11 protein-coding genes and 1 pseudogene are annotated in these 13,385 nt (G+C 72.4%); 2 read left to right on the forward strand and 10 right to left on the reverse strand.

The features are described 5' to 3' along the window. Position 1 precedes the first annotated feature (1 nt). The 3 genes from ABD998_RS06085 to ABD998_RS06095 are packed head-to-tail and all read right to left on the reverse strand — an operon-like array spanning position 2 to position 4,198. Positions 2–637: a sugar O-acetyltransferase gene (locus ABD998_RS06085; RefSeq protein WP_345437060.1), complete on the reverse strand. Its 636-nt coding sequence runs from the start codon at positions 635–637 to the stop codon at positions 2–4. A 26-nt stretch (positions 638–663) separates the two neighbouring features. Further along, positions 664–1,452 (reverse strand): rhamnogalacturonan acetylesterase, encoded by a 789-nt coding sequence (locus ABD998_RS06090; RefSeq protein WP_345437062.1) that lies wholly within the window; start codon positions 1,450–1,452, stop codon positions 664–666. Between the two features lie 4 nt (positions 1,453–1,456). Then, positions 1,457–4,198: an exo-rhamnogalacturonan lyase family protein gene (locus ABD998_RS06095; protein WP_345437064.1), complete on the reverse strand. Its 2,742-nt coding sequence runs from the start codon at positions 4,196–4,198 to the stop codon at positions 1,457–1,459. Positions 4,199–4,421: 223 nt separating this feature from the next. On the opposite strand from ABD998_RS06095, the gene ABD998_RS06100 reads away from it, so the two are divergent. Then, entirely contained in the window at positions 4,422–5,507 is a 1,086-nt protein-coding gene (locus ABD998_RS06100) for a rhamnogalacturonan acetylesterase (protein ID WP_345437066.1), read from the forward strand. A gap of 34 nt (positions 5,508–5,541) precedes the next feature. Here ABD998_RS06100 and ABD998_RS06105 read toward each other — a convergent pair whose 3' ends face one another. From ABD998_RS06105 to ABD998_RS06135, 7 genes and pseudogenes are all read right to left on the reverse strand, one after another. Further along, entirely contained in the window at positions 5,542–6,057 is a 516-nt protein-coding gene (locus tag ABD998_RS06105) for a GNAT family N-acetyltransferase (RefSeq protein WP_345437068.1), read from the reverse strand. A gap of 40 nt (positions 6,058–6,097) precedes the next feature. Further along, positions 6,098–6,667 carry a helix-turn-helix domain-containing protein gene (locus tag ABD998_RS06110; RefSeq protein ID WP_345437070.1) on the reverse strand — a complete coding sequence of 190 codons (570 nt, stop codon included), beginning with the start codon at positions 6,665–6,667 and terminating at the stop codon, positions 6,098–6,100. A gap of 1,310 nt (positions 6,668–7,977) precedes the next feature. Beyond that, positions 7,978–8,133: pseudogene (locus ABD998_RS17790) on the reverse strand (DapH/DapD/GlmU-related protein); the annotation flags it as partial. A gap of 459 nt (positions 8,134–8,592) precedes the next feature. Next, positions 8,593–10,065 (reverse strand): amidophosphoribosyltransferase, encoded by a 1,473-nt coding sequence (gene purF, locus ABD998_RS06120; RefSeq protein ID WP_345437074.1) that lies wholly within the window; start codon positions 10,063–10,065, stop codon positions 8,593–8,595. 6 nt (positions 10,066–10,071) lie between these two features. Then, the gene (purM, locus tag ABD998_RS06125; protein WP_345437077.1) at positions 10,072–11,202 is read right to left on the reverse strand and encodes a phosphoribosylformylglycinamidine cyclo-ligase; all 1,131 of its coding nucleotides are present in this window, start codon (positions 11,200–11,202) and stop codon (positions 10,072–10,074) included. 35 nt (positions 11,203–11,237) lie between these two features. Then, positions 11,238–11,561 (reverse strand): potassium transporter Trk, encoded by a 324-nt coding sequence (locus ABD998_RS06130; RefSeq protein ID WP_345437079.1) that lies wholly within the window; start codon positions 11,559–11,561, stop codon positions 11,238–11,240. A gap of 50 nt (positions 11,562–11,611) precedes the next feature. Next, positions 11,612–11,980 (reverse strand): sterol carrier family protein, encoded by a 369-nt coding sequence (locus tag ABD998_RS06135; RefSeq protein WP_345437081.1) that lies wholly within the window; start codon positions 11,978–11,980, stop codon positions 11,612–11,614. 111 nt (positions 11,981–12,091) lie between these two features. On the opposite strand from ABD998_RS06135, the gene purD reads away from it, so the two are divergent. After that, positions 12,092–13,354 (forward strand): phosphoribosylamine--glycine ligase, encoded by a 1,263-nt coding sequence (gene purD, locus ABD998_RS06140; RefSeq protein WP_345437083.1) that lies wholly within the window; start codon positions 12,092–12,094, stop codon positions 13,352–13,354. The last annotated feature ends 31 nt before the right edge of the window (positions 13,355–13,385 follow it).

The raw sequence follows: 13,385 nt of genomic DNA on the forward strand, positions 1-13,385 counted from the left end.
ATCAGTCGACCGGCGCGAGCCTTCCGTCGACGATCGCGACGTCGACCTCGCGGTCGCGCCAGTAGAAGCGATCGTCGTGCGCGCCGATCTCGCGTACGACCCGGCACGGCGTGCCGACGGCGACGACATTCGCGGGGATGTCGCGCGTGACGACGCTGCCCGCGCCGATCACGCTGTTCTCGCCGATCTCGACGCCCGGCATGATGAGCGCACCCGCCCCGATCCACACGTTGCGGCCGATGCGGACGGGCAGGTTGAACTGCGCGGCGCGCTCGCGCAGGGCGGGCTGGATGGGATGACCCGCCGTCGACACCGTCACGTTGGGGCCGAACATTACGCGGTCGCCGACGTGGATGTCGGTGTCGTCGACCAGCGTGAGGTTGAAGTTGGCGTACACGCCCTCGCCGAAGTGGACGTTGCGGCCGCCCCAGTTCGCGTGGAACGGGGGCTCGATGTAGCAGTCGTCGCCCACCGCGGCGAGCATCTCGCGCAGCAGCTCGGCCCGACGCGCGCCCTCCGACGGCCGCGTCGCGTTGAAGTCGTAGAGCTTCTCCAGCGCGGCGGTCTGCTCGGCGATGAGCTCGGCGGCATTCGGGTCGTAGATGCGCCCTGAGCGCATGCGGGCGAGGTTGTCCATGCGTCCATCCTCGCTGGCCGCGTGAGTCAGGCCGCGCTCGCTCTCCAGGCGAACGCGCTCAGCGGTGTCACCTCGTCGAGCCGGCGCACCTCGTGCGGCTCGACCGCGCCGCGCGCGAGCAGCCCCGCCGCGACGATCCGCGCGATCGCCGCGGCGCCGTGCGCGTGCAGGTGCGCGTGGTCGCGTCGGCCGGGCGACGAGACGAAGAGCGTCTTGGTCGCCTCGGGGCCGAGGCGCTGCCAGAGCGCCAGGCTCTCGGCCTGCACGTCGACGAGCGGCACCCGCATCGACGCGGCGAGCGCGCGCATCGCGGCGGGGTACTCGCCGTGGCTCTCGTACGCGTCGCCCGAGCTCGTGAAGCGCCGCCGTTCCACCGGCGTCGCGAGCACGGTCGTCGCGCCGCGTTCGCGGGCGGCGTCGACGAAGCGCGCGAGCGATCGCCGGTAGCCCGTCCACGGCTCGGTGTACCGGTCGGGATGGTCGGAGCGCTCGTCTTCGTGCCCGAACTGCGCGAGCACGATGTCGCCCGGGCGCACGCGGCGCAGGAGCGCCTCGAGCCTCCCCTCGTCGAGGAACGACCGCGAGCTGCAGCCGTCCGCTGCGTGGTTCTCGACGCGCAGGTGCGGCGTCGCGTGCCAGGGCAGGGCCATCCCCCAGCCCGCGAAGGGGCGCACGGCCGACGACGCGGAGGTCGCGTCGCCCGCGAGGAAGAGCGTGCGCACGTCGAGACCCAGCCGCGGCGCGACCCTCGTGGCGGCGGAGGCGCCCGCCGACACGAGGGACGTGAAGAGTCCGCGACGCGAGATCGCGCTCATCGGCTCACGTCAGGCTGTCGCCGATGAGAGCGAGGCACTGGATGGCCGCGAGGCCGTACTGCGCGCTCGCGTTCGCCGAGAAGCCGCCCTGGTCGACGGGGTTCAGGACCGCGGGCCCCTCGATCCGCGTCGTGCCGAAGTCCTTCGAGTCGGCGTAGCCCGCGTGGCCCGTCTTGAACTCCGTCCAGGCGCGGGTCGCCAGCACGGGATCGTCGAGCTGGGCGGCCGCGTAGGCGCTCGCCCGAGAGTACGACTGCTTGAGGTTGAGGCTGCCCCACGACGCTCCCGTCGCCGCCTTCTGCTCGGCGCTGGTGCTGTTGTACAGGCGGCAGAACTCGAGCCACTTCTCCCGCACGGCGTCGTCGTCGACGAGCTCGACGGCCTCGGTCATCACCTCGATGAGCCCGAACACCGAGCTCAGCGATCCGACGGACACCTGCTTCTCGGTCGGGCCCGTGAACGTGCCGTCGGCCAGGTCATACGTGATCGCGCCGCCCTGCGCCCACCCGTTCGGCAGCGCCGCGATCGAGGTGAGTCCGTTCACGAGCTTCGTCTTCGCGATCGGGTCGCCGCCGCGCTCCCACTCCGTGAGCCAGGCGCCTGCGAGCGCGCCCCAGTCGGTCGTCGTGCCGACCGGCACGGCATTGGCGGGAGGCGGCCACGCGCCGCCGGGGTCGACCTTGCGACCCGGGTCGAGCAGCAGGAACGTCTTGTCGCTGACGATGAGCGAGTGCAGCAGATCTCCCGCCCGCTCGTCGCCCGTGAGGAAGTAGTGGAACCTCCGGTAGTTGGCGTTGCTGATGCGCACCTGCTTGGCACTGTCGCCCCAGTGCTGCACGCCGTGCCGCGTGCCGAGCCCCGCCCAGTCGCCCAGGTGGTACTGGTCGACCTCGCCCGTGTGGCGCGTCATCGCCTCGGCGAACCGGTAGGTCGCCGCGTCGCCCGTGCGGAGGTAGTGGTACCAGATCCACAGATCGGTGGAGAGCTCGGAGTTGTCCCACGCGTACCCGCCGATGTCGTAGCGCCACACGTGCCGGTCGCCGTCGTACTCGTGCATGATGTCGCCGTAGTCCCAGAACCCGTACCAGGAGCGCTGGTCGACCTGTCCGCGGTGATAGGCCATGATCGCGTCGAGGCGGTCCTCGATGCGCGTGCGGGCCGCTGTCGAGCGGTCGACGGGTGCCCACGAGCCGAACACGCCCGCGGAGTGGAGGTGCGCGGGCTCGGCGCGCAGCAGCGGCGGCAGCGCGCCCGCGCCCGCGAGAGCGGAGAACGACTCGTTCGTAGGGGTCGCGGCGAGCGCCCAGAACGTCAGCTCGGTCGTCCGCGCGACGCCGTAGGGGGTGGCGAAGCCGGGCTCGTAGTCCTCGTAGGTGATCTCGAGGGCGTCGAGCTGCTCGGCGTAGGTGTCCTGCCCGAGCCCGTCGTGGTAGAACCGCAGGTCCATCGAGCCTGCCCGCGGCGACCACATCCACACCCGTGCGGTGGCTTCGTCCTCTGTGGCGCCCGAGATCTCGAGCTCGGTCGGATGGAGCTGCCAGAAGTCCTTCATGCCGAACGCCAGGCCGCCCGTCGGCGAGCCGACGTAGCCGAGGCCGGCCGCGCGGTCGCCGCCGTCGGAGCGGATCCAGGACGCGCCGGCGCCCGTGCGCTTGACGATCTCGAAGCCGTGCGCGTTGAGCTGCGTGAGCCGGAAGTCACCCCATGCCGGGATCCAGTGGAGCCGGCTCGTGACCCGCTGATCCCACGTCGCCGGGTCGGGCAGCGCCTGACCGGCGATCTGCGCCGCGCGGACGGCGGCGCCCGGATCGCGCCGCAGGCCCGTGACAGGTCGGACGGCCTCGCCGAGCACGCCGCCGCCCGATCCGGCGAGGCGGATGTGGCGGTCGTGGAGCTCGCCTCGCATCGGCACCGCGAACTCGACGCCGAGCCCGTTGAGGAAGTCGGTCGTCTCGTCCCCGTCGAAGATGAACGTGTGCACGAGGCGGATGGCGTCCGACCCTGCGAAGAGCGAGAACCGCAGCGTGAAGGGCAGCCATTCGCGCTTGCCCTGACGGTGCTTTCCCTCGACCTTCACGACGGCGCGTACGGGGCCGTTCTGTTCGACGATCACGGACTTCACCGTGCTCTGGTATCGCTTGGTCTTGACCTCCTCGGGGGCGTCCGAGCTGGGGGCGCTCTGCGTCGACGCCACGAGGGTGCCCGCGCGGGCGATGACGACGCCGGCGCGCTCGATCTTCTCGACGACGGCCGAGCCCTTGCGGGGGAAGGTCACGACGACGACGCCCGTGTCGACGACGACGGCGCCGTTCGACGCGGAGACCGAGACCGCCACGGGCGGGGCTTCGGCAGCCCCCGGCTCGATGCGGTAGTCCGCCGAGATCGGCGCCGAGCCGCTCACGGCGTGCGCCGACCACTTGAGCGATCCGTCCGGCCACCACGCGGTCGGCCACGTCTGCACGGGGATGGCCGTGCCGTCGCCCGCTGTCAGGGCGAACGTCTGATCGCCCGGGAGGGCTCCCTTCGGCCAGGGCACCCCGAAGGTCGTCCCGGCGAGGGTGCGCGGTGCGTCCTCGAGCCAGCGGAGAGGCACGGCCCCGTGCCCGGTCGGCGCGAGGCTCTGGCGGATGCCCGACGCGCTCGTCACGGCATCGGCCGCCTGTGCCGGGCTCCCGCCCAGCACGGACGGGATCACGCCGGCCGCGACCGCGCCCTGCAGCACGCTTCGACGACTCACTTCGACCACGGGGAACTCCTTCGTTCGCGGGACATCGGGTCAGTCGGCCAGTCTGGCGAGGCGGGGCCTCGAGGCGCGCGGATTCGGACATAAACGGCCAGCGATCCCCGGCGTCGGCCATCCGCCTGCCCGGATTTGTCCGATCCCCGCAGACCCCGCCGGCGGGTCGCCACACTGGCCCCACCGCCGGCGCACCGACGCGTCGGCTCATGGAAAGGACGACGACGTCATCATGCCCCGCACGACCATCCGCCCTCGCCGCTCCGGAGCGCTCGCCATCGGCGCCGCGCTCGCCGGCGCCCTCGCGCTCGCCCCGCAGTCGGCAAGCGCGCATCCCTCCTTCGGCGAGTACGACGCCTCGGAACTCGCCGCCGTCTGCACGGGCGCCTCCCCTGTGGTGTGCGTCTTCCCCGACCTGCCCACGGGTCACTACGACGTGTCGGTCGTCCTCGGCGACGCCGCAGCCGCCGGCGAGACCGAGGTGCAGGCCGAGGCGCGTCGTCTCATGCTCGACGCCGTCGCGACCGACGCGGGGGCGTTCGAGCGCCGCTCCTTCACCGTGAACGTCCGCGACCCCGAGGGACAGCAGAACCAGCCGGCCGGTACGGGAGCGGCGGGCCTCACGCTCACGTTCGCGGGCGCAACCCCGCAGGTCGAGAGCATCCGCATCACCCCGGCGAACCGCCGCACGCAGCTCGTCGCACTCGTCGGAGACTCCACCGTGACCGATCAGGAGGGCGCGCCGTACGCGGGCTGGGGGCAACGGCTCCCCGCGTTCTTCGACCGCGGGGTGAGCGTCGTGAACCACTCCGGATCGGGCGAGAGCACCGTCTCGCAGCTCGCGAAGCCTGAGATGTTCGACGCGCTCGTGCCGCAGCTCGACCGCGGCGACGTGGTGCTCATCCAGCTCGCCCACAACGACAAGACGACGATCGCCGAGGACTATCGCGCGAACCTCGGCACCATGATCGACCGCGTCCGCGCGCGGGGTGCGACAGCCGTGCTCGTCACGCCGATCGTGCGGCACCGCTTCGGCAGCGACGGGCAGCTGAACTCGACGGGCCTCATCGTGACGGGCCTCGCCGACCTCCCCGCAGAGATGCGCGCCGTGGCGGCTGAGAAGGACGCACCGCTCATCGACCTCACCGCACGCAGCGAGGCGCTCGTCGAGGGCCTCGGACAGACCGACTCCGAGCCGATCTACCTCATCCGCGTCAACGGCGACCGCACGCACACCTCGGAGTACGGCGCGGGCGTCTATGCCGGGATCGTCGCGGAGGAGCTGCACGCACTCGGGCTCGTCGACGACTGGCGCTGACCCGGGAGGGCGCAGCGCGGGCGCCGGACGACGCTCAGCCGGCCGGTGTCGCGCGGTCGTCGAGCACGAGCTGCAGGAACGTGAGGTCGAGCCATCCGCCGAACTTCTCGCCCACCTGGTGGAGCGTGCCGGTGTTCTCGAAGCCGAGCCGCTCGTGCAGGCCGATTGATGCAGCGTTCGACGACTCGACCGCGGCGATCATGACGTGCATGCGCTGAGCGCGGCCTCGCGCGATGAGCGCCTCCATGAGCGCCCGCCCGAGACCTCGGCCGCGCTGATCTCCCCGCACGTAGACGGAGTGCTCGACGGTGTGGCGGTAGCCGTCGTGCGGCCGCCACGGGCCGTAGGTCGCGTAGCCGACGGCCTCATCGAGGTCGTCGGCGACGACGATCACGGGGAATCCGTCGCCCTGACGCTGCGCGATCCACGCGGCGCGGTTCTCGACCGACACGAGCTCGTCGTTCCAGATCGCCGTCGTGTGCGCGACGGCGTGGTTGTAGATCTCGGCGATGCGCTGGGCGTCGCCCGGGCGGGCGTCTCGAATGGTCATGGCGGGGCTCTCTGTGCGGGGGCGGGCACGGGGGTGCAGATCAGAACGCACGGGCGGTCTTGCGGAGGGCGACGACATAGCGGGACGGCGCCGCGCCAGCGTTCTCGAACGTGCAGGGCGCGGCCGACGTGAGCTGCACGCAGTCGCCCGCGTCGAGATCGACGGCGTCGTCGCCCTCGTGGAGCCGGAGCCGGCCGGCGAGCACCCAGATCTGCTCGTCGAGGAACCGGTAGGCCTCGGCGGGGAAGCCGACCGCGACGCCGGGCGGGAGCTCCACCTCGACCAGTTCGATCCCGCCTGCGACGGGCGGCGACACGGCGCGCCGGGTGTACCCGCTGTCGGGATCGGTCCAGACCGGCTGGTCGGCGCGACGCGCGACGCGCCCGCCGTCGGCCTCGGCGCGGGCGATGAGCTCGGAGAGCGTGAGCCCGAGCGCCCCCGAGAGCTTCGCGAGCAGCGCCGCGGTCGGCTGCGCCTCCGCGCGCTCGATCTTCGCGATCATGGCGCGCGAGACGCCCGACGTCTCCGCGAGCGCGGCGACCGAGATGCCGTCGGCCGTGCGCGCGCTTCTCACGGCCTCGGCGAGGGCGTGTGTGAGGGACGTGGACATGGATGTCACTATAGAACACTCATGTGTCACTATATGGTGCAGAGTGCGGCGTCGAGGCGGCCAGCGGCGCTCCCCGGCGAACAGACCGCAGGAGAAGCGGGCGTGCACAGAGGCCCGGCCCGCGGGATCCCGGGCCGCCGCGCCCTGCGGCGACGTGGATCTCCTGCGTTGTGTCCGGTGGCCCGGGCTGTACAGCCGCTCGGCGGTGGTGGGCGGCTGCCTCACCCCGCCCTGACGGGCCGGTGGACACCCCGGGGCGTGTAGCCGAGCTCGCCGCTCGCGCCGAGCAGGTCGGCGAGGAGCCACACGATCGACAGCCACATCTCGGTGCCCTGCAGCCCCGGCGTCGCGTCGCGCGCGGTCCGCGCGGGCCATCCCACCCGGAAGCCGTGGCCGGCACCGTCGTTCCAGGCGCCGAGCGCGTGATCGAGCAGCCGCTCCGCGACGACCGCGATCTCGCCCGACCGGTACCCCGATCGCCGGGCGAGCCAGAGCGGATGCGCGACGTCGAGCACATTGCACGCGTTGAGCGCGCCCGCCGAGAAGAACCTCTCGTCCTCGGCATGCCGCAGCACGGTGTCGACGACGCGGTCGGGGTACGGAAGGGGAACGGAGAACTGGGCGAAGCTGCCCCGCGATGCACGGTAGAAGCCGTTCACGATCTGGAGCACGCCGTCGGCGTCGCCCGGCTCGCCCCACATCCCCGTCCACGGTGAGACCCGCCGCAGCAGCCATCCGAAGAACGCCTCCTCGACACCGGCGGGGATGGCGTCGCCGCGTCGGCGCGACCAGTGCAGTGCCGTGCCGATCGCGTCGGCGAAATGTCCGGCGTGCCATGCTCCGCCCCGCCACGGCAGACCGTCGAGCAGGGCCGTCAGACGCTCGGGAGTCGTCTCCGTGACCATCCGCAGCGGTGCGGCGAAGCCGCTCCCGAGCAGGTCGAGCGCGTACCCGACGCTCAGGACGTGGTAGGCCGCGTCGGGATCGTCGAAACCCGCAGGCTGACGCGGCACGCCGCCCGCATCGAGCGCTCCGACGAGCCCTGTCGCCGGATCCTGCCATCCCCGCAGCCGCGCGACGACCTCGTCGCGCGGCGTCTGCGGAGGCGCCGACCCGAGGAGCACGTCGGCGACCTCCACCGCATCGCACTGCGCGCGCACCGTCGGCGCGTCTCCCGGCGCGTCGGCGAACAGGCCGCGGGCGGCATCCCACGCGCGCGCCAGCACGTCGCCGGCCTGGTCGCGCGCACGGTCGGCGTACGCGGCGAGGCGCGCGCCGAGCGGCGAGGCCGTGCCCGCCCTGGGCGGCACGCGCCAGCGGATGAGCTTCGCGGGGTTGCCTCCCACGATCGCGCCAGCCGGCACGTCCTTCGTGACCACGGCCCCCGCGGCGAGAACGGCCTGATCGCCCACCGTCACGCCATCGAGCACGACGACATGCGAGCCGATCCACACGTCGTCGCCGATGTCGATCCCCTGCGTCTCCAGCGGCTGCCGATGGACAGGCAGGTCGGGATCGCTCATGGTGTGGTTGAACCCGAGGATCGACGTGTGCGCGCCGATGCGCACCCCGTCGCCCGCAGCGACCCGGCCGCGCACGACCGTGTAGGCGTTGACCGTGCAGTGCTCGCCGAACCGGAGGTCGCCGGTCAGGTACGCACCGGCGGCGACCGTCGTGTGCGCGCCGAGCGCGAGGGCATCGGTGTCGACGTTGGCCGACTCCGCGATGTACACGGACTCGCCGAGCGCGTGGTCCGCGCGCGCCCGCAGCTCGGCGTGGCGCTCGGCCTGCCGGGCGACGTCGTCAGGGCCCGCCTCGGAGCCGAAGAGCCAGGGTGAGAAATCCCAACGCGCACTCATGCGATCGATTCAACCGGATGGCCGGGGCCGCGCCCACGGCCATCCGCGCGAAACGATCGGAAACGGTCAGGATCCCTGCGTCTGCTCCACCCAGCCGAGGTACTCCTCGCTGACGGTGCCCGTGACGTAGCGCCCGTCGAAGCAGCTCATGTCGAGGTCGGCGAAGGCCTGACCGCCCGTCGCCCCCTCGACGATGGCATCGCGCAGGTCGTCGACCTCCTGGTAGACGAGGTGGTCGCAGCCGAGCGCCTCCGCGATCTCGGGGATCGTCCGCCCGTGGGCGATGAGCTCCTTGCTCGACGGCATGTTGATGCCGTACACGTGGGGGTAGCGCACGGGCGGCGCCGCCGAGGCGAACGTCACCGACTTGGCGCCGGCGTCGCGGGCCATCTCGATGATCTGCTTGCTCGTCGTACCGCGCACGATCGAGTCGTCGATGAGCAGCACGTTCTTGCCGCGGAACTCGCTCGACATCGCGTTGAGCTTCTGGCGCACGCTCTTCTTGCGCACCGCCTGGCCCGGCATGATGAACGTGCGGCCGATGTAGTGGTTCTTGTAGAAACCCTCGCGGTACTCGATGCCGAGGACGCGCGCGACCTCCATGGCCGCGGGTCGCGACGAGTCGGGGATGGGCATGACGACGTCGATCTCGTCGAGCGGCACGTGCTTCGCGATGGTCGCGGCCAGCTTCGCCCCCATCCGCAGGCGCGCCTCGTACACCGAGATGCCGTTCATGATCGAGTCGGGGCGGGCGAGGTAGACGTACTCGAACGAGCACGGCGAGAGCTGCGGGGCGTCGGCGCACTGCTTCGAGAACAGCTCGCCCTCGTCCGTGATGAACACGGCCTCGCCCGGCTCGATGTCGCGGACGACCTCGTAGTCGGCGTTCTCGAGCACGAGCGACTCGCTCGCGACGACCCACTCGTCCTTGCCGTCCTCGGCGGTGCGGCGCCCCAGGATGAGGGGGCGGATGCCGAACGGGTCGCGGAACGCGAGCAGGCCGTAGCCGGCGATCACCGAGATGACCGCGTAGGCGCCCTCGATACGGCGGTGCGTGCGCGCGACCGCCTCGAAGATGCGCTCGGGGTCGAGGTCGACGGGCGAGGTCGTCGCCTGCAGCTCTCCCGCGAGCACGTTGAGCAGCAGCTCGGTATCGCTCGACGAGTTGAGGTGCCGCCGGTCACGCTGCGCCATGTCCTGCGTGAGCTCGCGGGTGTTCGTGAGGTTGCCGTTGTGGATGAGGATGAGGCCGTACGGCGCGTTCACGTAGAACGGCTGGGCCTCCTCCTCGCTCGAGGCGGTGCCCTTCGTCGCGTAGCGCACGTGGCCGAGGCCGACGTTGCCGAGCAGCGCGCGCATGTCGCGCGTACGGAAGCCCTCGCGGACCATCCCGCGCGACTTGCTCATGTGCATGACGCCGTTCGGCTCCGCCGTGGCGATGCCCGTGGCGTCCTGCCCGCGGTGCTGCAGGAGGAGGAGTGCGTCGTAGATGTCCTGGTTGACGGGGCCGCGACCGACCACTCCGACGATGCCGCACATGGGGTGTTACTTCGCTCCGTCCGCGTACGCGCCGACGAGGCGGACGGCGCCGCCGTCGACCCCCTTGGCGCCCTGCTCGAATTCCCCGGCCGGCGCGGCGCCCGTGTGCACGGTGCCCGCCTGCCAGGCGTGGATGCCGTCTGCCGCCAGGGCGGCGACGGCCGCGTCGACGCGCTCGGGCGCGATGACCGCGAGGAACCCGATGCCGAGGTTCCAGGTGCCCTCGCTCGACTCGAGCGACGAGCCGGCGATGCCGCTCAGCACGCGGAACACGGCCGACGGCGACCACGTCGAGCGGTCGACCTCGGCCCAGGTGCCCTGCGGAAGCACGCGTGCGAGGTTCGCGGCGATGCCGCCGCCCGTCACGTGGCTGAGCGAGTGGACGTCGTCGCCCAGCGCGTCGATGAGGCGCAGCAGCGGCGACGTGTAGAGGCGCGTGGGCTCGAGGAGCGCCTCGCCCCACGTCGTGCCGAGGTCGTCGGAGCGGTCGCCGTAGCCGATGCCCGCACCGGAGAGGATGTGCCGCACGAGCGAGTAGCCGTTGGAATGCAGCCCGCTCGAGGCGAGGGCGAGCACGACGTCGCCGTCGCGGACGCGCTCGGCGCCCAGGACGCGGTCGGCCTCCACGACGCCCGTCGCGGCTCCCGCGACGTCGTAGTCGTCGACGCCGAGGAGCCCGGGGTGCTCCGCGGTCTCGCCGCCGACGAGCGCGGTGCCCGTCGCGGCGCACGCATCGGCGATGCCGCGCACGATGTCGGCGATGCGCTGCGGGAAGACCTTGCCGCACGCGATGTAGTCGGTCATGAAGAGCGGGCGGGCGCCGACCACGACGATGTCGTCGACGACCATGCCGACCAGGTCCTGGCCGATGGTGTCGTGCTTGTCGATCGCCTGCGCGATGGCCACCTTGGTGCCCACGCCGTCGGTGCTCGTCGCGAGGAGCGGACGGCGGTAGTCGCGCAGCGCGGCGGCGTCGAAGAGGCCGGCGAAGCCGCCGACGCCTCCGAGCACCTCGGGGCCGTGCGTCGCGCGCACCGACGACTTCATCAGCTCGACGGCGAGATCGCCGGCAGCCGTGTCGACGCCGGCTTCGGCGTAGGAGGAGCGGGGGGATTCAGGGGTGGGATCGAAGACCACTGGACAAGGATACCGGCCGCGCGACGCGCCCGGATTCAGACCTCGTCGACCGACTCGTGCGCGACGCGCACATCGCGCGTGCGGCGGCCGATCGTCCAGTCCAGGACGAGGGCGACGAGCATGCCGAGCAGGATGCCCGCCGGCACGCACCAGAGGAGGATGAAGCCGAACGCCTGCGACGGCGAGTACACCACCTCGGTGAAGGGGCTCGCCTCCGACGTGCCGTCGAACACGGTGGCGAGGATGAGCGTCGCGACGAGACCGACGGCGGCCCCGAGCGCGGCGAAGACGCCGTACTTCGGAGCGCGGCGCACCTTCGCGACGTCGACTTCCGTGCGCGGTGCAGGGGTCTCGGACATGGCCTCTATTGTCCCACCGCGTTCCTGGGAACCGTCTCCCATGCGCCGCCTCAGAACAGCACGGGGAGCAGCGGCGAGATGTCCGCCCGCACCCCCGACGCCGCGATTCGGCCGGCGGCGAGCTCCTCGTCCCACCCGCGCTCGCCCGTGGCCAGCGCGATCCAGACGGCGGGCTCGATCTCGACCACGTTCGGCGGAGTCCCGCGCGTGTGCCGCGGACCCTCGATGACCTGGACGGCGCCGAACGGCGGCACCCGCACCTCCACGCTCCCGCCGGGCGCGCGCTCCTCGAGGAGCTGCAGGAGATAGCGGACGGCGGTCGCGAGCGCGGTCCGCGCGGGCTTCTCCCCCGCGGCGAGCGCCGCGCGAGCCGCGTCGATGGCCGCGCGGCCGTCCCCCGTGTCGATCCTGCGGGCCATCCGCCAGCCTCCTGTCGTGCGGGCGGCCTCTGCGCCGCCCTGTCCACGGTAGTCGGCCGCTCACATAGGCGGCGTTTTCCCGCGGGCGGGCCCGTCGGTAGGCTCGGGGGCGTGAAGATCCTCGTCCTCGGCTCGGGCGCGCGCGAGCACGCCATCATCCTCGCCCTGCGCTCGGAGGGCGGTCACGAGCTGCTGGCTGCGCCCGGCAACGCGGGCATCGCGCGCGACGCCGAGATCGTCGACGTCGACATGCTCGACGGTGCGGCCGTGACGTCGTTCGCCAACGCGCACGGCGTGAACCTCGTCGTCGTGGGGCCAGAGGCGCCGCTCGTGGCGGGCGTCGCCGACGTGCTCCGCGCCCACGGCATCCCCGTGTTCGGCCCGGGCCGTGCGGCCGCGGCGCTCGAGGGCTCGAAGGCGTTCGCGAAGCGCATCATGGAGGAGGCGGGCGTCCCGACGGGCCGCGCGACGAACGCCGCGACGCTCGACGAGGTCGCGGCGGCGCTCGACGCGTTCGGCGCACCGCACGTCGTCAAGGCCGACGGGCTCGCCGCGGGCAAGGGCGTCATCGTCACGCCGGACCGCCAGGCAGCCCTCGACCACGCCGCGGAGTACCTCCCCACGGGCCCCGTGCTCGTCGAGGAGTTCCTGTCGGGACCCGAGGTCTCGCTCTTCTTCCTCAGCGACGGCGACACCGTGCGCGCGCTCAGCCCCGCACAGGACTTCAAGCGCGCGCTCGACGGCGATGCCGGTCCCAACACCGGCGGCATGGGCGCCTACTCGCCCCTGCCGTGGCTCGCGGAGCGCTTCGGCGACGAGGCGGCGTTCGTCGCGCAGGTGACCGACGAGGTCGCCCTGCCCGTCGTCCGACAGCTCGACAGCGAGGGCACGCCGTTCATCGGCCTGCTCTACGCGGGCCTCATCCTCACCGACGCCGGCGTGCGGGTCATCGAGTTCAACGCGCGCTTCGGCGACCCCGAGACGCAGGTCGTGCTGCCGCGCCTCGAGACGCCGCTGTCGCGACTGCTCCTCGCCGCCGCGACCGGCACGCTCGAGGACGAGGGCGCGCCGCGGTTCTCCTCCGACGTCGCCGTCACGGTCGTCGTCGCGAGCGAGGGCTACCCCGAGGCGCCCGTCACGGGCCGCATCGTCGACGGCGTCGACGATGCCGACGCGATCGACGGCGTGCACGTCGCGCACGCCGCGACGAAGGAGGCGGATGGCGGACTCGTCGCGACGGGCGGCCGTGTGCTGAACGTCGTGGCGACGGGCGCCGATTTCGCCGAGGCGCGCGATCGCGCCTACCGCGGCGTGGCGGCCATCCGTCTCGAGGGCTCCCAGCACCGCACCGACATCGCCGCACGGGTCGTCTGACCCGGAGCCGCCGTCACCAGAGCGACGGCGG

Source organism: Microbacterium gilvum (assembly GCF_039543865.1).
GTDB lineage: Bacteria > Actinomycetota > Actinomycetes > Actinomycetales > Microbacteriaceae > Microbacterium > Microbacterium gilvum.

What these genes read in the sequence shown, in the direction of transcription:
- ABD998_RS06085 (WP_345437060.1), bottom strand. Translation starts at nt 637, where the DNA reads ATGGACAACCTCGCCCGCATGCGCTCAGGGCGCATCTACGACCCGAAT.
- ABD998_RS06090 (WP_345437062.1), bottom strand. Translation starts at nt 1,452, where the DNA reads ATGAGCGCGATCTCGCGTCGCGGACTCTTCACGTCCCTCGTGTCGGCG.
- ABD998_RS06100 (WP_345437066.1), top strand. Translation starts at nt 4,422, where the DNA reads ATGCCCCGCACGACCATCCGCCCTCGCCGCTCCGGAGCGCTCGCCATC.
- ABD998_RS06105 (WP_345437068.1), bottom strand. Translation starts at nt 6,057, where the DNA reads ATGACCATTCGAGACGCCCGCCCGGGCGACGCCCAGCGCATCGCCGAG.
- ABD998_RS06110 (WP_345437070.1), bottom strand. Translation starts at nt 6,667, where the DNA reads ATGTCCACGTCCCTCACACACGCCCTCGCCGAGGCCGTGAGAAGCGCG.
- purF (WP_345437074.1), bottom strand. Translation starts at nt 10,065, where the DNA reads ATGTGCGGCATCGTCGGAGTGGTCGGTCGCGGCCCCGTCAACCAGGAC.
- ABD998_RS06130 (WP_345437079.1), bottom strand. Translation starts at nt 11,561, where the DNA reads ATGTCCGAGACCCCTGCACCGCGCACGGAAGTCGACGTCGCGAAGGTG.
- ABD998_RS06135 (WP_345437081.1), bottom strand. Translation starts at nt 11,980, where the DNA reads ATGGCCCGCAGGATCGACACGGGGGACGGCCGCGCGGCCATCGACGCG.